The 20,641-nt window shown below is 43.3% G+C and carries 17 protein-coding genes and 1 pseudogene; 8 read left to right on the forward strand and 10 right to left on the reverse strand.

Annotated elements, in window-relative coordinates; all coding sequences use genetic code 11:
- Window positions 1-254: 254 nt before the first annotated feature.
- A complete protein-coding gene (locus tag F6K63_RS28895; RefSeq protein ID WP_287313852.1) occupies window positions 255-497 on the reverse strand; it encodes a hypothetical protein in 243 nt (80 codons plus the stop codon).
- A gap of 194 nt (window positions 498-691) precedes the next feature.
- On the opposite strand from F6K63_RS28895, the gene F6K63_RS28900 reads away from it, so the two are divergent.
- Entirely contained in the window at window positions 692-7,060 is a 6,369-nt protein-coding gene (locus F6K63_RS28900) for an ATP-binding response regulator (protein ID WP_287263872.1), read from the forward strand.
- A gap of 4 nt (window positions 7,061-7,064) precedes the next feature.
- On the opposite strand, the gene F6K63_RS28905 is transcribed toward F6K63_RS28900, so the two are convergent.
- Window positions 7,065-7,199 (reverse strand): hypothetical protein, encoded by a 135-nt coding sequence (locus F6K63_RS28905; RefSeq protein ID WP_287251481.1) that lies wholly within the window; start codon window positions 7,197-7,199, stop codon window positions 7,065-7,067.
- Window positions 7,200-7,255: 56 nt separating this feature from the next.
- Here F6K63_RS28905 and F6K63_RS38070 point away from each other — a divergent pair.
- Window positions 7,256-7,459 (forward strand): annotated as a pseudogene (locus F6K63_RS38070) (type II toxin-antitoxin system HicB family antitoxin).
- A 242-nt stretch (window positions 7,460-7,701) separates the two neighbouring features.
- Here the strand turns inward: F6K63_RS38070 and F6K63_RS28910 are convergent.
- From F6K63_RS28910 to vapB, 4 genes are all read right to left on the reverse strand, one after another.
- Window positions 7,702-7,851 carry a hypothetical protein gene (locus tag F6K63_RS28910; protein WP_154659699.1) on the reverse strand — a complete coding sequence of 50 codons (150 nt, stop codon included), beginning with the start codon at window positions 7,849-7,851 and terminating at the stop codon, window positions 7,702-7,704.
- 167 nt (window positions 7,852-8,018) lie between these two features.
- A complete protein-coding gene (locus F6K63_RS28915) occupies window positions 8,019-8,219 on the reverse strand; it encodes a hypothetical protein (RefSeq protein WP_008180926.1) in 201 nt (66 codons plus the stop codon).
- 183 nt (window positions 8,220-8,402) lie between these two features.
- On the reverse strand, window positions 8,403-8,792 hold the full coding sequence (locus tag F6K63_RS28920; RefSeq protein ID WP_008180924.1) for a type II toxin-antitoxin system VapC family toxin: 390 nt from the start codon (window positions 8,790-8,792) through the stop codon (window positions 8,403-8,405).
- Entirely contained in the window at window positions 8,792-9,019 is a 228-nt protein-coding gene (vapB, locus tag F6K63_RS28925) for a type II toxin-antitoxin system VapB family antitoxin (protein WP_008180922.1), read from the reverse strand. Before vapB ends, F6K63_RS28920 begins: the two co-directional genes overlap by 1 nt.
- 284 nt (window positions 9,020-9,303) lie before the next feature.
- On the opposite strand from vapB, the gene F6K63_RS28930 reads away from it, so the two are divergent.
- The 3 genes from F6K63_RS28930 (at window position 9,304) to F6K63_RS28940 (ending at window position 14,612) form a co-directional block, all read left to right on the forward strand.
- Entirely contained in the window at window positions 9,304-12,438 is a 3,135-nt protein-coding gene (locus F6K63_RS28930; RefSeq protein ID WP_502708374.1) for a CHAT domain-containing tetratricopeptide repeat protein, read from the forward strand.
- A 20-nt stretch (window positions 12,439-12,458) separates the two neighbouring features.
- Window positions 12,459-12,797 carry a hypothetical protein gene (locus F6K63_RS28935; RefSeq protein ID WP_287313855.1) on the forward strand — a complete coding sequence of 113 codons (339 nt, stop codon included), beginning with the start codon at window positions 12,459-12,461 and terminating at the stop codon, window positions 12,795-12,797.
- A 135-nt stretch (window positions 12,798-12,932) separates the two neighbouring features.
- Entirely contained in the window at window positions 12,933-14,612 is a 1,680-nt protein-coding gene (locus F6K63_RS28940; protein WP_287313857.1) for a hypothetical protein, read from the forward strand.
- A 142-nt stretch (window positions 14,613-14,754) separates the two neighbouring features.
- On the opposite strand, the gene F6K63_RS28945 is transcribed toward F6K63_RS28940, so the two are convergent.
- Entirely contained in the window at window positions 14,755-16,032 is a 1,278-nt protein-coding gene (locus tag F6K63_RS28945; RefSeq protein ID WP_008180908.1) for a tRNA nucleotidyltransferase/poly(A) polymerase-related protein, read from the reverse strand.
- Window positions 16,033-16,244: 212 nt separating this feature from the next.
- On the opposite strand from F6K63_RS28945, the gene F6K63_RS28950 reads away from it, so the two are divergent.
- Window positions 16,245-16,493, forward strand: a complete 249-nt coding sequence (locus F6K63_RS28950) for a Ycf34 family protein (RefSeq protein ID WP_044492409.1) — start codon at window positions 16,245-16,247, stop codon at window positions 16,491-16,493.
- A gap of 226 nt (window positions 16,494-16,719) precedes the next feature.
- On the forward strand, window positions 16,720-17,349 hold the full coding sequence (locus F6K63_RS28955; protein WP_287249241.1) for a DedA family protein: 630 nt from the start codon (window positions 16,720-16,722) through the stop codon (window positions 17,347-17,349).
- Window positions 17,350-17,422: 73 nt separating this feature from the next.
- Here F6K63_RS28955 and F6K63_RS28960 read toward each other — a convergent pair whose 3' ends face one another.
- The 3 genes from F6K63_RS28960 to F6K63_RS28970 all read right to left on the reverse strand — a co-directional run bounded on the left by F6K63_RS28960 (window position 17,423) and on the right by F6K63_RS28970 (window position 20,503).
- Window positions 17,423-18,625, reverse strand: coding sequence for an argininosuccinate synthase (locus F6K63_RS28960; RefSeq protein WP_008180902.1), 1,203 nt, complete (start codon window positions 18,623-18,625; stop codon window positions 17,423-17,425).
- 84 nt (window positions 18,626-18,709) lie between these two features.
- Window positions 18,710-19,936: a SpoIID/LytB domain-containing protein gene (locus tag F6K63_RS28965; protein ID WP_287313858.1), complete on the reverse strand. Its 1,227-nt coding sequence runs from the start codon at window positions 19,934-19,936 to the stop codon at window positions 18,710-18,712.
- A 153-nt stretch (window positions 19,937-20,089) separates the two neighbouring features.
- A complete protein-coding gene (locus tag F6K63_RS28970; RefSeq protein ID WP_287295579.1) occupies window positions 20,090-20,503 on the reverse strand; it encodes a hypothetical protein in 414 nt (137 codons plus the stop codon).
- Here F6K63_RS28970 and F6K63_RS28975 point away from each other — a divergent pair.
- Entirely contained in the window at window positions 20,502-20,630 is a 129-nt protein-coding gene (locus F6K63_RS28975) for a hypothetical protein (protein WP_008180894.1), read from the forward strand. The genes F6K63_RS28970 and F6K63_RS28975 overlap by 2 nt on opposite strands.
- Window positions 20,631-20,641 lie beyond the last annotated feature (11 nt).

Raw genomic sequence — 20,641 nt, forward strand, 5'->3', positions numbered from 1 at the left:
CTATCAGCTATCAGCTATCAGCTATCAGCTATCAGCTATCAGCTATCAGCTATCAGCTATCAGCTATCAGCTATCAGCTATCAGCTATCAGCTATCAGCTATCAGCTATCAGCTATCAGCTATCAGCCAAAGGCCAAGAATTACGCTACACGAATGGCTGACCACTGACCGCTGACCGCTGACGGCTGAGGGCTGAGGGCTGAGGGCTGAGGGCACCTCAAGTAGCACCATCTGTAGCGCATATGCTTACAAGCTCACTGGCGATCGCTTAAGTAATAGCGATTACCCAGGTACAAAGCTGCTGCCATAGCTAGTCCTGGCAAGGTAATAACCGCTGCCCAAGGAGAGCGTAACCAATTCACTTGCTCAGATCTTATGTAGTTAATCGACTTCTTGTACATACAAGATTCAGCTGGACTAACTGAACCCAACAAAACAGCACTGGCAATTCCAGTAGTTGATAGGAAAGCAATTAAGGTAAATTTGGGTTTGAGCATGGTTGAGATTCCCCGCTAGCTTCACTTGGGTAATTTTCCTTAGTTTAGCTTTCTTGATCCGATAGCATTCCATGGCACCTAGCTGCTGAGTGCCTGGCTCAATGTTACCTAGTCTGGCGGAAACGGGAAATCTATAAAGTGAGTCCGCTTGAATTGGTCCAGATGCCCTATACCCTCACGTAGGTATGTCACCCATGAACACAACTGCTCCCAACATTAAAGGCTATTGCATCACTGACCTGGTCTACCATGGGTCGAGAACCCTAGTTTATCGTGGCACTAGGAACTCAGACCACACACCAGTAGTACTCAAACTGCTGAATAATCCCTATCCCAGCTTCCAGGAACTTGTCCAGTTCCGCAATCAGTACACTATTGCCAAAAATCTTGACCATCCCGGAATTATCCAAATCTATAGCTTGGAGTCCTACCACAATACCTTGGTATTGGTGATGGAAGACTTTGGTGGCATCTCCCTGGAAGAGTATACCACTGATAGCTTGCACCAAAGACGGATAACGGATCAGCTAGAGCATCCCGGTATGATCCGTGAGCAGTCACTTCAGGAATTTCTCCACATCGCGATTCAAATCGCCTCCATCCTGGATGAACTCTATCGCCACCGAGTGATCCACAAAGACATCAAGCCTAGGAATATCCTGATTAATCCCACCACCAGTCAAGTCAAATTCATTGACTTCAGTATTGCCTCCCTACTCCCGAAAGAAAGCCAAATCCTGACTAGTCCTAACTGCCTCGAAGGTACCCTGGCTTACCTGTCTCCGGAACAAACTGGACGGATGAATCGGGGAATTGACTACCGCAGTGACTTTTATGCTACTGGGGTAACCTTCTACAAGCTGCTCACCACAGAGTTACCTTTTAGCACTACTGACCCGATGGAGTTGGTTCACTGTCATATTGCTAAACAACCATTAGCTCCACACCAGCTGAACCCCGCTATTCCCCCACTCCTGTCCCAAATTATCAGTAAACTGATGGCTAAAAATGCTGAAGACCGTTATCAGAGTGCTTTGGGACTCAAGTATGACCTAGAACAGTGTTCCTATCACTTGCAAAGATTTGGCGCGATCGCTGACATTAAGTTGGGCAGTCGAGATATTTGCGATCGCGTAGCGGCTCCTAGGTCCGATCGCTTCGTAATTCCGGAAAAACTCTACGGGCGTCAAGCCGAAGTAAATACCTTACTGGTCGCCTTTGAGCTAGTCAGTGAAGGATCTACAGAAATGATTCTGGTAGCTGGCTTTTCCGGGATTGGTAAAACCGCTGTGGTCAATGAAGTCCAAAAACCAATTGTGCGGCAGCGGGGTTACTTCATCCAAGGTAAGTTTGACCAGTTCCAGCGTAATATTCCCTTTAGTGCCATCGTCCAAGCACTCCGGGACTTGATGGAGCAATTACTCACGGAAACTGATAGCCAACTTATGCAGTGGAAAGCACAAATTCTGTCTGCTTTGGGTGAGAATGGTCAAGTGATGGTGGATTTGATTCCAGAATTAGAAGGGATTATCGGCAAACAGCCTCCTGCTCCCGAACTTTCCGGTACGGCGGCCCAAAATCGGTTTAATTTGCTCTTTAGTAAATTTATCCAAGTTTTCACCACTAAGGAACATCCCCTAGTGATTTTCCTCGATGACTGGCAGTGGGCAGATTCGGCTTCCCTGAAGTTGCTGCAAGTGTTGATGGCAGAAACTAATACCTCCTATCTACTGCTAATTGGTGCTTATCGAGATAATGAGGTAAATCCTACTCATCCATTGATGCTCACGTTGTCCGAGATGGCCAACGTTGGCGTTTCACTCAATACAATTACCCTCGACCCCCTGAGTAAATCCGACTTAAACCATCTGATTGCCGATACCCTGACTTGTGGGATAGAACTGGCCGAACCCCTGACCGAACTAGTCGCTCAGAAAACTAAAGGAAATCCGTTTTTTGCTACCCAATTCCTGAAATCCCTCCATCACGACCGATTAATCACCTTTAATTTTGATCAAGGGTATTGGCAGTGTGATATTGCTCAAATTAGACCCTTGGCCCTCACGGATGATGTGGTAGAATTTATGGCACTTCAGTTACAGAAGTTGCCAAAAGAAACTCAGGATGTCTTGAAAGTAGCGGCTTGTATTGGCCACCAATTTGATTTGGATACCCTGGCGATTATTCATGATAAATCCCCAATCGATACGGCGAATTATTTATGGAAATCCCTGCAAGAAGGGTTGGTGTTACCCACCACTGAAATTTACAAGTTCTTCACCGTTAATAGTAATTCACCATCAAGCACTGAGGCCAAATTATCCCAATCAGCAATCAGCAATCAGCAATCAGCAATCAGCAATCAGCAATCAGCAATCAGCAATCAGCAATCAGCAATCAGCAATCAGCAATCAGCAATCAGCAATCAGCAATCAGCAATCAGCAATCAGCAATTGGCCACGCTACGCGAACACCAATCCCCAACTTACAAGTTTTTACATGACCGAGTGCAGCAAGCGGCTTATTTTCTGATTCCGGAAGACCAGAAACAGTTAACCCACCTAACCATTGGGCAACTGCTGTTGAAAAATATCCCGACAGCAAAACGAGAAGAGAAGATTTTTGATATTGTCAACCAGTTGAATTATGGTGTGGAGTTAATCACCGATCAAGCTCAGCGAGATGAATTAGCTCAATTAAATCGTATTGCTGGAGAAAAAGCGAAGGCGGCGACGGCCTATGGGGCTGCTCTGAGATATTTAACAGTAGGTCTGGAACTGCTAGGAGAAAATAGCTGGCAACGTCAGTATGACCTAAGCCTAGCCCTATCTCAAGCTGCCGCCGAGGTGGCATACCTCAATACAGACTTTGAGCAGATGGAGCAAATGGTCCAGGTGGTGTTGGCACAAGGGAAAACACTACTGGACAAAATCACAGCGTATGAAGTCTCGATTGAAGCCTATAAAGCTCAAAGCCACGGTGAGCAAGCCATTACCACCGGGCTCCAAGTCCTGAAGTTATTGGGGATAGAACTGCCCCAACAGCCCAGTCCAGAAGAGATTGGGCTGGCACTACACCAGACACAGTCAGGTTTAGAAGGTAAAGAGATTGAGGACTTAATTGATTTGCCGGTGATGACCGCACCCGAAAAACTAGCGGCGATGAGTATCCTCTGGCGACTGATGCCAGTTGCTTATAGGACCAATCCTCTACTGTTTCCGTTAGTCGTTTTGAAACAGGTCAATCTCTCCCTCCAAAATGGCAATTGTCCTTTGTCTGCTGTGTCCTATGCAGGTTACGCAGTCATTCTCTGGCAGCTTTGTGGAGATATGGATGGCAACAATCGATTCGGTCAACTGGCTCTGAAGTTATTAGCACGGTTCAATGCGAAACAGCTTAAATCTGGAGTAATGTTGCTGGTCAATTTCGGAACAAAGCCCTGGAAAGTGCATCTGAAAGAAACATTAACCCCTTTGCTAGAAGCTTACTCTGTAGGGGTAGAAACTGGAGATTTTGACCAATCTGCCTTCTGTGCAATGTTCTACTTAGAACATTCCTTTTGGCTTGGCAAAGAGCTGGCTGAGCTTGACCAGACCTGTGCTAAATATTATCAAGGGATTGATCAACTCAAGCAAGAGATGCCACGTCAGTTTACGGCCATCACCTGGCAATTGGTCTTAAACTTGCTAGGACAGGCTGAAAATTATTGTTGTTTAAGGGGTGAAGTCTACGACGAACAGATCATGCTCCCACTCCATCAGGAGTTCAATAACCTCAGGGCAATTTACACCCTACACCTGAATAAATTATTCCTCTGTTATCTATTTCAGGATTATCGGCAAGCTTGGCAACATGCCATCATTACCGAAAATTATTTAGATGGAGCACCAGCCGTTTTCGTTTTTGCAGTTTTCTATTGGTACGATTCTCTAACTCGCTTAGCTCTCTATCCTCAACAGAATCACGCTCAACAAAAACAAAGTTTAGATAAGATAGCCCACAATCAAGACAAAATAAAAAAATGGGCAGACCATGCCCCGATGAATTATTTGCACAAATTTTATTTAGTAGAAGCCGAACGCTATCGTGTTTTGGGTCAAAAGCTTGAGGCTATGGAGTATTATGAGCGCGCCATTGCTGGCGCAAAGGAAAATCAATACATCCAAGAGGAAGCCCTGGCTAATGAACTGGCTGCTAAATTCTACTTGGAGTGGGGTTTTGAAACTATTGCCCAAGCCTACCTGAGTTGTGCCTACTATGGCTATAGTCGCTGGGGCGCATTGGCTAAGGTGGAGGATTTGGAAATTCGCTATCCCCAATTTCTCAGTTCTATTCTTACCGAGAAAACTATCAATATCAGCACCGGGGAGACGATCACCAACCTCACCACTCAAGGAGTTAATACCACCACTACTAACGGTTCAACCACTTTCGACTTGGCTACGGTGATCAAAGCATCCCAAGCTCTATCTGGGCAAATCCAGCTAGATCAGTTGCTCTCGACTTTGATGCAAGTGGTGATGGAGAATGCTGGAGCTGACAAATGCGCTCTAATTTTGGTTAAAGGTGACCGGTTAGTGATCGAGGCTATGGAAACTTCTAATCAACTGGCTTTCGTTGAATCTATGCCAGTGGAAGAAAGCCCAGATATTCCCCAAAGTGCGATTAATTATGTTAAACGGAAATCGGAAACCTTAGTTATCAATGATATCACGGTTGAGACTATCTTAGCTGCTGACCCCTATTTTATTAGTCAGCAACCCCGGAGTCTGATGTGTACTCCGATCATCCATCAAGGTAAACTAATTGGCTTACTTTATCTAGAAAATAATCTCACCACTGGAGCCTTTACTTCAGATAGATTAGAAGTCTTAAATCTGCTCACATCCCAAGCTGCTATTTACCTAGAAAATGCTCAACTTTACAGCAATTTAGAAGAGAAAGTTGCCGAACGCACTGCTGAATTAGCACAAGCCAAACAAGCAGCTGATGCGGTTAACCAAGCTAAAAGCGAATTCCTCTCCAATATGAGCCATGAATTGCATACTCCTCTCAATGGCATTCTTGGTTATTCTCAAATCCTCAAGCAAGACGGGTACCTAGGCACCAGGCAAATCGATGGTTTAAGTATTATTGAGGAAAGCGGCAACCATTTGTTGACTCTGATCAACGATATTTTAGACCTATCTAAAATTGAAGCTCGCAAAATTGAACTTTACCCCAGTGACTTACATTTTCCAACTTTCATCGAAAGTGTGGTAGGTATTATTCGCATGCGAGCCTTAGAAAAAGATATCTTGTTCAAATACGACCCTGTGGGGAATTTACCCAATGGGATTCAAGCTGACGAGAAACGGTTGCGACAAATCTTGATTAATCTCTTGGGCAATGCTGTTAAATTCACTGACCATGGTCAAGTAACGTTGCGAGTTAGTTTACAGCCGTTTTCAGATGAATTGACCTCACTACAGACAGCTGCAAGCCCCCTAAATCACCCAATTCTGGGGGACTTTAACTCAATTTCCCCCACCGGTGCGCTTTCCGTAGGGGAATTAAATTCGCCACGGGTCGCACCGCAGAATTGCGGGGCTAGGGGGGCGAAACTTGCTGTAATTGAGCAACAACAGACTACTTCAGTTATCCGTTTTGAAGTCATTGATAGCGGCGTTGGCATGTCCCCGGAACAGTTAGAAACAATTTTCCAACCCTTTGAACAAGTGGGTGATACCCAACGGCGCTCTGCTCGCACTGGCTTAGGCTTAGCCATTTCTAAACAACTGGTGGAGTTAATGGGGGGTCAACTGATGGTAACCAGTGAATTCGGTAAAGGGTCTACCTTCTGGTTTGAGATCCCCTTTACTGTGGTCAAAACCGTTACCAAAGCTCAACCGGAAATAGTGGGTAAAATTAAGGGCTACAAGGGTAAACGATGCCAAATATTGGTAGTGGATGGTCAACTGGAAAATCGCTTAGTTTTGCTCAACATGCTCGCACCGATCGGCTTTGATATCGTCACCGCCGAGGATGGTGAACAAGCAGTATATATGGCGGCTGAACTTCACCCCGACCTGATTTTGACTGATTTAGTCATGCCAGTTAAAACTGGCTTTGAAGCGGTTAACGAAATCCGACAAATTCCTGAAATTAAAGACATACCCATCATTGCTGTCTCAGCTAGCTTCCTGGATATGGATCATAACAAGAGTAAGATAATTGGCTGTCAAGCTTTTCTGTCCAAACCCATTGACCAGAATAAATTATTCGCTTTATTGGAGCAATATTTACCGATTGAGTGGGTGTATGAACCAATTGATGACATGGGTTTGAGCAAAAATGGCACTATCTCAAGTCAGACAGCAGCAATTATCCCGCCGCCCCCTGAGGAAATGGAAGTACTCTACGAATTGGCCATGCTCGGCAGTATGAGAAAGATTCGCGATCGCGCTATGTTCATAGAACATCTCCATGAAAACTATCGGCCTTTTGCTAATAAGCTCAAAGATTTAGCGGATGGATTTCAAGAACAAGCGATTTTGACTTTAGTGGAAAGTTATATTAATTGAGCTATTAGTCGGGAGTAGGGAGTAGGGAGTAGGGAGTAGGGAGTAGGGAGTAGGGAGTAGGGAGTAGGGAGTAGGGAACAGGGAAGAGGCAAGAGGCAAGAGGCAAGAGGCAAGAGTGAAAAAAATCTGTGTATCTCATTAGAATAGAAACCGCTGTACAAAAAGCTATTGATGAAGTAGAGGGTAATCTTAATGATGATCAAACTTAAATATCAAATGATAATTCAATGGTCAGAATAAGATAATTGTTTTTTAGTTGGTTTTCCCGATTTACCAGGACAAAAATGGCGGAATCATGGCGATTCTTATGAAGAAGCGGTTAAGAATGGAACTGAAGCGTTAGAATCTTTGGTAATAGCTTATCAAGAAACAGTAACGCACCACCGGGTCAAACTATAATAAAACAAGTATAAATTTACAAAGTGACGTCATCGGTATGCCTACCTTAGATATAACAGTTGAGCAAGTCATCATGTTAGTAAAGCAATTACCTTTAGAGGGAAAGAAAGCTGTATTTAAGGTACTCCATAAGGAATTCTAATTTCAATAAAATCCTTGGTTAAAATTGGCTGGAAAATATCAAGACGATTCACAATTTGATGAAATGTTAGCTTACATCGAAGCTGAATGCTTACATAACGCTAAATAAGAGAATTACCACACTCACCAAACTCCCCACACTCCCTACACTCTTCCAATTCCCAATTCCCGATTCCCGATTCCCAATTCCCGATTCCCTTTATATATACATCCCAAAAGCAAAAAAAAATAGCCGTAGAAATACTATCCACGGCTAGTTCAATGATTCATGTCAGAAGAATACCCGAAACCATTCGGATGTGATCCTATGCTATCAGACCAAACCCAAGGCTCCCGGGGGGGAAACCCCCCCAGAAATTTAGCGATGCAGCGCGGTCTTGGGGGTTTCCCCCATGAGCGACTGCATCAAGACAAGGTGTTATGGCAACAACCAATACTTGGTCATGGTTGTGATCACTTCGCCTGGAACATCAGTAGGCTCCAGAGGTGTCCACTCGGCAATCTCCGCATAGCCCAATGAATAAAGCATCTGCATGCTATAAATTACTGCTTCACGAGAACCCTTGAGAGTTTGTTGAGCAGGTTGTTTCTTGAAGTTCCGAGTAAATTCTTCTGGCATAGGTCAAAAACTAAACTTGTTACATTGATTATTGTAATGATTATAATTTTGATTGTCAAGGGTTTTAAAAAATTTTTTTTGGGGATTTTTAGGAGTAAAAAAAAAAGCGATTATCTGTATAATAATCGCTAAAATGCTCTTAAAAATGGTAAACGGCTGAATGCTTACAGCCTTATCAGTCAGTTAACTAGCCCATAACCTTTGAATTGGATAAGCATCAAATTTATTATCCCGACTAATCAAAACCAGGGATCTATTCATGGCTTGAGCAATCAACATTCTATCAAATGGATCACGATGATGTAGGGGGAGATTAGAAATTTGCAGAGTGTCGATAAATGCAATAGGTAGTAAACTAATATCTGATGATTGAAGTTCAGATTCAATGGTTTGATAACTTCGTTGCAGTGATAACTTACCAAGATTCAATTTAATCGCAATTTCCCAGAGACTAGCAATACTAAGATAAACGCTATCTGCGACATCAATCATATCTCTTAGTCTCTTTGGCAAATTTTGGTCATTTTCAGATAACCAGATAAAGGTATGGGTGTCTAACAGAAAAAAAGTCATTACATATATTCCTTAAAATCTTCTAATGGTTCATCAAAATCATCAGGCAATGGTAGAACAAAGGTTCCTTTTAAGATACCTGAACGACGTTTCTTGACAGAATGCTGCTCTGGGGAAACATCTTGGGAGTAGTTTTCCATCAGATACTTGGCATAATGCAGCAGTTCTTGTTTCAGGGATTCTGGCATTATCACAACTGTTTGAAAAATTTCTTGGTCAATAGTCATGGGTTTTACTAGTTTATTTTATTTCCAATAAATTTGATTTAAATATATAAAATAGTATAGCATTTATCGTTGAATTGTGGTCAGTTATCAGCAGTCAAACGTTTGGTGATAACTGATAAATGATAACTGATAGCTGATAGCTGTTCGCGTAGCGCTTAAGCTGATAGCTGACCTTGCCTCTTGCCTCTTGCCTTTACCTAAGAGATTATGTTCACAACTCAAATATAAATGCTCCATTTAAATTCAAATAGTATAATATTTTAATAGCTATTGTATAGCAGTTGATGGCAATGCCTGACAATACATCTGATGCCCAACTTGACTTTCTCAAGCAGGTACTACAAGCAACCGCAAACAGTAGGGGTAATAAGCAGGTAATTTACCGATTACTGGCAGCAAATACAGACAAACTTAATCAGAAGTTAGCAGAATTATTGCGGGTTTGGGCAACAAGTAAACTGGCGGAAGCGGAAACAGATGAAGCAAAATCCCTAGCAGCAGATATTGGCACTTTCAGCAATCTAATTCAGCAATTCCCCTTGGGTGACAAAGCCAGCAATATCGAAATTGCCATCGCTTGCTACCAATCGGCTTTAGAAATACGCACCCGTGAAACATTTCCGGAAAAATGGGCAATGACTCAACACAATCTCGGTCTTGCTTACTGTAACAGAATCAAAGGGGAGAAAGCACAAAACCTCGAAAATGCGATCGCTTGCTACCAATCGGCTTTAGAAGTACGCACCCGTGAAACATTTCCGGAAAAATGGGCAATGACTCAACACAATCTCGGTAATGCTTACTCTGACCGAATCACAGGCCCCAAAGCACAAAACCTAGAACAGGCCATCGCTTGCTACCAATCGGCAAAAGAAGTTTACACCCGTGAAACATTTCCGGAAAAATGGGCAATGACTCAAAACAATCTCGGTATTGCTTACTATGACAGAATCAGAGGAGAGAAGGCACAAAACCTAGAAGATGCCATCGCTTGCTACCAATTGGCTTTAGCAATTCGCACCCGTGAAGCATTTCCCTATGAATGGGCACAGACTCAAAACAATCTCGGAAATGCTTACTATGACAGAATCACAGGTCCCAAAGCACAAAACCTCGAAGAAGCGATCGCTTGCTTCCAATCGGCCTTAGCAGTTCGCACCCGTGAAGCTTTTCCCGAAGAGTGGGCAATGACTCAAAACAATCTCGGTAATGCTTACCGTGAAAGAATCACAGGTCAGAAAGCACAAAACATAGAAGATGCCATCCCTTGCTTCCAATCGGCTTTAGCCGTTTACACCCGTGAAACTTTTCCCGAAACATGGGCATGGACTAAAAACAATCTCGGTCTTGCTTACTATCAAAGAATCAAAGGTCAGAAGGCACAAAACATTGAAGATGCCATCCCTTGCTTCCAATCGGCCTTAGAAGTTCACACCCATGAAGCTTTTCCCAAAGAGTGGGCAGGGACTAAAAACAATCTCGGTCTTGCTTACTCTGACAGAATCATAGGGGAGAAAGCACAGAATGTAGAACAGGCGATCGCTTGTTTCCAAGAGGCTCTTACAGTAAGAACCTTTGACGCTTTTCCCCAAAACCATGCAGAAACTTTATTCAACCTAGGGCTGACTTACAAAGGTAGTAACCAGTTTACTTTAGCTTACACCAAATTTAAATTTGCCATTGACACCGTAGAATCTTTGCGGGAGGAAATCGTTTCTGGTGAGGAAAGCAAACGCAAGCAAGCAGAAGAATGGAACAAACTTTATAGGAGCATGGTAGAAGTTTGCCTAGAATTAAATAATATCACAGAAGCAATTGAATATGTTGAACGGAGCAAAACCCGCAATTTAGTTGAAGAGATCCTCAGCCGTGACCTGAAAACAATCTTTACCACAGATGTTGTCACTGAACTAGAAACATACAGGGATGAAATAGCGGCAGGACAATATCAAATCCAACATGGCAAAGCTGAAAATCAAAAAGTCTTAGCACAACATCTCCAACAGTTGCGACAGCAGCGCAATGATTTACAAGACCAATATTTACCTATCGGTTCTACCTTTCAGTTTAAGCAATTTCAGCAGAAGCTGGATGATCGCACCACCATTGCAGAATTTTACATTACAGGAAATAAGCTTCTGTGTTTCCTATTCAACCGCCATATAGTTTGGCATTCTAAGTTAGAAGACTTGGAAGAGAGCATCCCATTGTGGCAAATATATTTTTTGAGGTGGGCGGTAGAATCAGGATCCTACAGCTTAATGAGATATGTTTGTGAAAAACTTGGATCTTCCCACTTCGACAAGTTCCTAAATTGGGAAAATGGATATTGGCAAGCCTACAACAACGAAAAATATGATTGGCAAAACGACCTGAGTAACCGCTTACATTTGCTGGCTGAGATTCTGCACATTGATGACATCATTCAGCAAATAGCCCCAGAGTGCGATCGCTTAATTTTAATCCCCCATCAGGTTTTACATTTGTTCCCCCTTCATGCTTTACCTATCAACAGTCAGCAGGGAGAAGCTACATCTCAAATTCTTATGGATCGGTTTCCAGCAGGGGTAAGTTATGCCCCTAGCTGTCAACTACTCCAACTTGCTCAAACCAGAAAACGCCCCAACTTTACCCACCTGTTTGCCGTCCAAAACCCCACGGGTGACTTAAGTTACGCTAACATCGGAGTAGAAGTGATTAAAAGCTACTTCAATCCAGCGGATACAGAGGTTCTTGTGGAAAACGCTGCCACCAAAGCTGCCATAGATAGCAAACCTCTCAACACTTACCACTGTGTCCATTTTAGCTGTCACGGTTACTTTAATCTTAACCAGCCTCAGAAATCCGCCTTAATCCTGGCAGATGCGTACCTCAACTCTGCACCGGCTGAACTAAATCCAGAACAACATCTAGTTTTGGATGACGGTGAAGTAATTGACTTACACAAATGCCTCACCTTAGATGCCATCTTTGCCCTTAAATCACAACAGAAATTAGCACAATGTCGCCTTGTCACCCTTTCTGCTTGCGAAACAGGATTAATCGACTTTGATAACACCAGCGATGAATACATTGGTTTACCCAGTGGTTTCTTAGTTGCCGGAAGTCCAGCAGTAGTTAGTAGCCTATGGAAGGTAGAGGAGGTTTCTACAGCGTTGTTGATGATTAAATTTTATCAGAATCTGCTAAACCAGATGTCCTTAGCAGTTGCGCTGAATCAAGCCCAACTCTGGCTGCGGGATGCCACTGTACAGGACTTGCGAAATTGGGCTGAACAGTTAACTAAACAGTTGACTTTGGAGAATAACTTTAAGGAAGAAGTGGAGGAAGAAATAGAGTTATTTAAAAATGACTACAAACCCTTTTATTCTCCTTATTATTGGGCGGCTTACTGCGCCATTGGAGAATCATATATTTAGTTAAGTAAACAAAAAAAAATATGAAATTTAAAAAAATTATCCAAGTTTTTCCGCAAGTACTCAAAACTCACTCTGAAAAGTTTGAACTTGAAGACTTGCAAGACTTAGACCAAGTTTTAGCAGCTTTAGACACTCAAACAGAAGGCGAATTAGTTAATTTACTCAAAAATTGGTTCCAAAACCATACAAAAGTTACAGAAACTATACGCAAATTTGCTCAAACTACTCAGGAATTAAAGAAGTCACCCGAGCCTCCTCCTAATTCCGAAGCAAGTATTCTTCAAAACCTATTTGAACTGCGAGAAACCCTCAAAGAAACTATTAAAGCTAAAACTAATCAAGACAAGAGTCAGCAATAACAGGACTTACGCAAGTGCCCCCTAAATCCCCCAATTCTGGGGGACTTTGACATCATTCCCCCCCCCCAAAATTGGGGGGCAGGGGGGGCAAAACCAACTAAACTTCGTAAGTCCTAAATAAAAAAATCTCAAACAATGACTCACAAAATCTACGCACCTAATATTCATCTCTTTGCCTTCCATCTTAGAAATAAATCTAGTAGTGATTACCAAGCAGACAGGGACTATGACAACGAACTACTTTGGCACAAGTACGATCAGATTTGTGCTAAATTCCAAATTCAAGAGAAGCTAGACCTGAGAGACGTTGCCGAAGGTTCCCGCATTGCTTTACTAACAGGAGCCACCAAGGATAATATTCTCTTACCTTTGGAGGGTAAATTATCTCTCAATCATGGCAAAAGAATAACGATTACTGGTCAAGCTTGTCCACTCCAGATCTATGATAGTTATGCTCTGGGTTTGAATATTCGGATTCCTGAACGTGAGAATAATCAGAAAAGCGAAGACGTAGACCTGACTGTATTCAAGGATTTTAATCCAGACCAGTGCTTTCTTCCCAGTAACATTAACAGTTCCCTAGGACAAATTCTGTTGCTAACTGCTTGGCTACCCCAGAAGCAAGCGCAAGATTCCCATTTATGGAAAGAGATAGCTGATCAGTGTGTGCAGAATTTTCTGGGGGAAAACGATAAGGATAAATGTCCACCGCTTTATCAAGAAGGTCAATTATTTGGTAGTCCGATTTTTGAATATGGCATTCCTGATCAATCTCAAGACTATGGCCAAATTTTTGTTTGGCTATTTTTAGGAGAAGATATCAATGGCAACTATGCTGCCCGAGCGGAGGAAAATTTTTGCTGGTTTTATCAATACTTTATTGATTTATTTTTTGATCGCCAAAAAGTAATTAAAGCTTATCAAATCAGCAGGGAAGTGTATAGTGATGCTTACCAAGGATATCAAGACATTAAACAAATTATCAATGAAACCACCCAAAGTAAAGATAATCAGAGCTTACAGCCAGATGAATTGACCTCACTACCGAGAGCTGCAAGCCCCCTAAATCCCCCAATTCTGGGGGACTTTAACTCAAGTTCCCCCCAAAATTGGGGGGCTAGGGGGGCGAAAGTTGCTGTATTATCTGAAGCTGACCTGTTGGAGTTTAAGAAGAAGCTGAGAATACTGCCGAAGCTAGACTTGAACTATTCAGACTGGCTGAGACAGTTAGAAAGCTATAGCTTGACAATGAAGATTAATGCTCACAATTATTCCGAAAAGCTTCAACAAATTAAAGCAAAATTACCAAAGGATGAAGATTTAAGCTTTTTGTCAGTATTTGAGCATAAAATCAGCCCTACTTATCAAAATCAAATTCAAATAAACTTAAGCTATTTTGCCCATAGCTCCGCACTGTTAGACAAAGCGATTTCCTCAATCAGAGGTATTGTGGAAATTGAACAAGCAGAACGCGATCGCGCTTTGGAAAAAGCCCTCAGAGATAAGGAAGAGGCTGATCGAGCCCGAGACAAACAAGCTGAGAAACAGGAGAAAAGACTACAACTTTGGATCACCTTCGTCGGTACTGGCCTAGCGGTCAGTGGTATTTCTTCCCAAACCGACGCTAAACAACCTCTAGAAGCCATCCTGATCGAACTAGACCGGAAGGGATCCTTAGATTGCCCTGAAGCTGGATTCTACCCTTGCTTGAGTTACAGTGTAGTGTTTGTGGTATTTCATATTTTGATTGGTGTTGGAGTTGGTGCGATCGCTGCGTTTATTTTGGATCGAATTATCAATCGGCGGTCAAAATGACTGCTGATAGCCTCCAATTCTAACTAAAAACTTTGCTGAGGATTTCAACAGAAGGGTCAACGGTCAGCTGATTTTATTAAAAAGCTGATAGCTGATAGCTGATAGCTTATGATAATAAGTTAATCGGATTTAATATCATGTGTTATTTGTCTTTATCTTCAGAGCCACAGTTTATTGAGTCGAGCTTGGCAGCAAATTCCAGAGCACCTTTAATACTATTGATATTGCCCTCAATCCGTGCAATTTGAATCTCAGTCAGTAACTCACCAATTTTAGAACTAGGGGATAACTTAAGGGATTTGATTAAATCTTTACCAGTAACTAGTGGTGTCGGATGGGCAACCTGGTCATTGGGATTCAAATAGTGCTCAATCAACGGTGCTATAGTATCCACAGCCATACCCCTGGCAACTGCCAAAAGCGCTACCACAGGAAAGACAGCTCCAACGTTAAGAAAGAAGAAATACTGCTCCCGTAATGGGATATCCTTGGCAGTAGTATAAGACAGCAGTTGGGGCAAATGTTGGATTGCCCTGACTACTATCCGAGTCTGAACACGAGAGTACTTTAGAGCTAACAGCTGTTGTTCAGCAACTGCTGGTATTGATGATAATAAATTTGCTAGCTTAGCCAGATTTAGCAACGATAAAGAATGCTTAGTCACCTGTAATTTCAATTCCACCCCAAGCTTAGGCCAGGTTTCTGCCAGTACCACAGCGGATTGGTCAACTGCTGCCATGTGCTCTAAACCCTCAGCCGTGGCATCAGGCAGCCATGGTCGTAACACATTATCCTCCCAGGCGGCTTTTAGCCAAGGTACACCCTGAGGTGACTTGAGGAGATAGCCCAATTCTGTCCGTACCCGTTCTGCTGCGATTTTGCTCAATAACGGTGCTAGCTTTCTAATCACTGACTGGGTGGCTGGGTCAATCTGAAAACCCAACTGAGCGGCTTGTCGATAACCCCGCAGTAATCGTAATGGGTCTTTTTGTAAGTTTTCTGGTGACACCATCCGGATTATGCCTTTACGGCAATCCAAGATACCCTGTAATGGATCAATGAATTCCTTGGTGTGGGGATTAAATGCGATCGCATTAATCGTATAATCCCGCCTATGTAAGTCAGCCTCTAAGCTATCCCCGTCCTGTTGAGCAAAGTCAACTGTTGCGTTGCCAAACACTACCCTAGCTATTTGACGCTGGGCATCCAACACCACAAATCCGGCCTTATAACGTCTTGCTAGCTTGCTGGCTGACCGTACTGCTTTAGTGGGTAAAACAAAGTCTAAGTCTTGGGTTACCGACTGTCGGTTGATCACAGCATCCCTAACCGCACCACCCACCAAGCAAGCGTCAGAAGGGAGTAACTCCCAGTTAAACGGCCAATTTTGGGGTGATAGAGCAGTTTGATAATTAGTCATTAGTCATTTTCTGAAATCTCAGAATGAATACTATATATCAATATGTGCTAAAATCGAATAGAGAACATCGCAACTTCGGAATCGGAAACAGAAATTTTTTGGAAAATAAAGTAGCAAACAAAGTAGCTAATAGTTAACTATTTTATCCTATAAGCTACTCAAGAAATGTCTGGTTTGAGCTATGCTAAAATAAAGGAATTGGAGTTTAAGCAATGTGTATTTGCATTAACTGCCACTACGTAGACCGCTGTACTACATACCATGCTGTGGAAACCCAGCATCAGGTACCTCACCTGACGGAATCTCCCAACTTTGAAGCGGTTGAGCCCACCATCAATGTCAATATCCGTTCTACTGAAGATATCATCGAAATGGAATGGGACGTTGTGGGGTGTAATAGCTTTAAGCAGGAAACTGGGAAGTGGGCAAAGCTTCGTCCTGGTGAGCTGGTACCAACCTGATATCTTTGTGAATTTTAGCTACTCTGGCGAGAAGCTCCACTATGCACCTAATATCAGCATGGGATTAATCGCCAGTCAAGTTTTAATTTTACTGAGCAAGCTTTTGATAAAAGCTCGGATTGCTTCTGTTTGTGTTTGTCCAGTATTTTCTATAATACTGCTTTAATTGACACAAAAGAGACGATCGAGCCAAGATATTAAAAAGGATTAATTTTTGTAACGCTGGATGTCTTTTGAGCTTTTATCGTTGGAAACGGTCCAGAACATAGCTAACGACTATGGCTACTGGGCAGTTTTTTTTGGGATTGCCCTGGAAAACGCTGGGGTACCCATACCGGGAGAAACCATTACCCTGGTAGGTGGCTTCCTCGCAGGTAGCGGCGAACTCAATTATTGGGTAGTCCTATGCTCTGCGATCGCTGGTGCTGTCCTAGGAGATAACTGTGGTTACTGGATTGGGAAAATCGGTGGTTGGCCATTACTAGTGCGAATTGGGGGTTTAGTCCGGATCACAGAAGCACAACTGACAGAGGCTAAAACCGAATTTCGTAAGAACGCTGCTAAGGCAGTTTTTTTTGGTCGATTTGTGGCAGTACTGCGGATCTTTGCTGGTCCAATGGCAGGGATTGTTCAGATGCCTTACCCGAAATTTCTCTTATGCAATTTCGCTGGTGCTACGATCTGGGCATCAGTGATGGTAAGTTTATCCTACTTTTGCGGACGCTTGATACCTCTGGAACTATTAATCTCTTCGGTATCTAAATTTGCGATTGTTGCTCTGATCTTGGTGATTGGCTCGATTGTTGTTCCTAAATGGTTGGAGTCTCGTAGACAGAAATTGGAGATCGGGGATTAATTGAGATTGGCTAAGGGCAATCGGTAATTGGTAGTTAAGGATTACCTTAGCCAATTACCGTAACCCAAAATTACTAACTCCTGGTTTTTGCTGACCACACCCGAGTCGGTAATCCCCACAAGTAGATGAAACCTTCAGCCGCCTTGTGGTCAAACTGGTCTTCCGAGGTGTAGGTAGCCAGTTCCGGAGTGTAGAGAGAATTCTCTGACTGACGCCCTACAATTATGGCATTACCCTTGAACAGTTTAACCTTGACTGTACCGGATACCCGCTCCTGGGTTTTTTGAATGAAAGCATCCAAAGCCTCCTTAAGAGGACTATACCACAAGCCTTTGTAGACCATTTGACTGTAGGTGTCTTCAAGCCCTCGCTTGTACTGGGTAACATCAGCAGTCAAGGTCAGACTTTCCAAGTCACGATGAGCTTGGATCAACACCGATAGGGCTGGTGTTTCGTAAATTTCTCGGCTTTTGATACCGACTACCCGGTTCTCAACCATGTCAATCCGTCCCACACCATGATTGCCAGCCAACTCGTTCAGTTGACTAATAAAAGTCACGGGGTCAAGGAGATTACCGTTAAGAATAGTGGGGACACCCCGCTCAAAGCCAATTTCAATATATTCTGGCTCATCTGGCGTATTTGCGATCGCTTTTGTCATGGCATAAACTTCCTCTGGTGGTTCTACCATCGGATCTTCAAGCACCCCCGCTTCAATACTGCGCCCTAGCAGGTTACGGTCAATGCTGTAGGGGGAAGACTTTTTGACTGGTGAGGGAATACCAAAGCGCTCACCATATGCGATCGAATCTTCACGAGAGAACCCCCACTCCCTAGCTGGTGCCAATATTTTCAAGTTGGGGTTAAGGGCGATAATCGACACATCAAAACGCACCTGGTCATTGCCCTTACCGGTACAACCATGAGCTACCGCATCTGCACCATATTTTTCAGCAGTTTCCACCAATAATTTAGCAATCAGGGGACGAGCCAGAGCAGTAGAGAGGGGATAGCGACTTTCATAAAGAGCATTAGCCTGAATTGCTGGAAACGCATAGTCCTTGACAAAGCTGTAGGTAGCATCAGCAACCAAGGATTCTGTTGCCCCAGCGTCCAAAGCTTTTTGTCTGATTGGTTCTAATTCATCTCCCTGACCTAAATTTGCGGCTAGGGTGATCACCTCTTTGACTCCCCATTCTTCTTTAAGATAAGGGATACAAACCGAAGTATCTACGCCACCGGAATATGCTAGAACAACTTTTTCAGCACGGCTCATGATAGTTTCACCCTGTGGAAAACAACAAAATATCTATTCTATCCACATATTTCCAGAATATGGTTGCTGAATTGCCACAAAACTCTAATCGTAATCCGCCTCAACAGTATCAATCCAAGCCAAACTAGTGCCTGGATAATAGTTGCCTAAAATTTCTTGATACGTGTAACCCTGCTTAGCCAAGTCACGAGCTCCGGTTTGACTCATACCCTGACCACCAAATACATTTTTGACAATATGGTCAGAAGCCGCGTACAAGGATTCTACCACCCCACCTTTGTAACTTAGAAAAATGCCGCGAGTTTCTTGAACTGCCTGAGCCGTGGTGTTCCACTCATATTTGATTCCTTTGTAAACTTGCCAACGCTGAGTGTTTCCCAAATCATAGAATTTACTAGCGGGTCGAATCGCATGAACCAAAGCATAGGAGCGAGCAGCAATGGCTTGTGCTTTGAGAGCTGCCATTGGCCAACTAGGATACACTTCCGCTCCCACCACCGAAGTCAGGTAAAGCTCAAGGTCAACGTAGTTTACTACCAAGATGCTATCTCCCTTAGAAATCAATAGCAAATCCCCTCGATACCACCGATTTCCTACTAATACATACCCTCCGTTAGTTGGCTTCACCCAAACCCCTGCCGGGGTCTTATAGTTACCAATTTGAATATAGTCCCCTAATGGTTTAACATTACTTCCCTGATTGGCGGTTAGTTTACCGAGGGGCTGACCCCTAGCATCCAGCAACTCACCCGGTGTTGAGGTAGCCACTACCAGAGACTTAACACCATTGGCTACAGCAACTCGCATTTCTAGGATCGGAGCATCATTCAATGGCTTTGCTGCTGGTTGCTGATTTTTGGTAGCCGCTTCAGACTGGCTGGGCGGCTGGTTGTTGTGATTAGAAGACTCAGTCTTGGCTGATTTATCCGATTTATCCTGGGATTTATCCTTGGTAGTAGCAGTAGCTTGTTTCGTGCCCTGGTTGCTAGCGGTTGATGCTTGGGTAGCTTTAGTTTGGGCTAGGGTTGGTGAGGGTGGTGAGTTAGAAGCAGTAGAATTCTCATCCTTGGGGGTAGGAGATTGGGATGGTTTTGGATCTGTGGCGGTAGAGGTTAGTTCGGATGTGGGAGTCTCCTCGTTGTTAGCCAGCCCATCCGATTCAGGGGAAACTTGATCTGGGGAATTTGGAGCAGAAGAGGTTGAGGAAGATGTTTCTAACTCAGAGCCAGGTGACAGAGATTTCGCTAAGACTAAAGGTACAGATAGGGCAATTGAAAATAGGGCAATTGACCACAACACTGATTTCTTCATTCGTAAGTAAAATTAAACACTTGCTTCACCGGCTATTACACTATATAATACAGCGGTCTTATTGGGATTCTGGACAGTTAGAGATAGTTTCTCCCCTCCTTAGTTTGTTAAAGAAGGGGAGCAAGGGTGATTCCTGAAAACCGCCGTTTACTGTCACTGACAGAAAGCCTGGAATAACAGATCAGGATCAAAAGAATTTTCGATTTGTGGGTTTACCGTCAAAAAACCGATTTGAGCCTTTCTGTAATAAATTGCAGGGGGTAATTCTGTGCTGGGGTTATAGGCACTGAGGTGTGAGTGAGAACTGCCATAATTTCCCTCCCGATTCCACACACTATCAACGCCCGACAGATTACCATAATCCCCTAGCTGATTACAAATCGACTTTTCATCCACAGGGTTACTAGACACTAAACCCAGGAAAGCACCATCAGCTCCCACCAAGTAAGCACGACCATCAAGTTCAAACAGTGTTTGGGCAAGACTGCGACTGGCCAAACAGTTACCGAACACCAGGGAGATACCTAACATCAAACCAATCTGTTGGGTAACAGAAACTCTGCTCATGGTTAACCTAGATTTTAGTAAATCAGAAATATTTATTCCTCTAGGATTCCCATCAGACTCCGTCAAGGAACACCTGGCTAAAAATTTCTATCCAAAAGCAGAAGCAGATGGAGGATTAATAAGGTAAGGGCTAGTTAA

It is taken from the genome of Moorena sp. SIO1G6 (assembly GCF_010672795.1).
In the GTDB taxonomy this organism is placed as follows: Bacteria; Cyanobacteriota; Cyanobacteriia; order Cyanobacteriales; family Coleofasciculaceae; genus Moorena; species Moorena producens.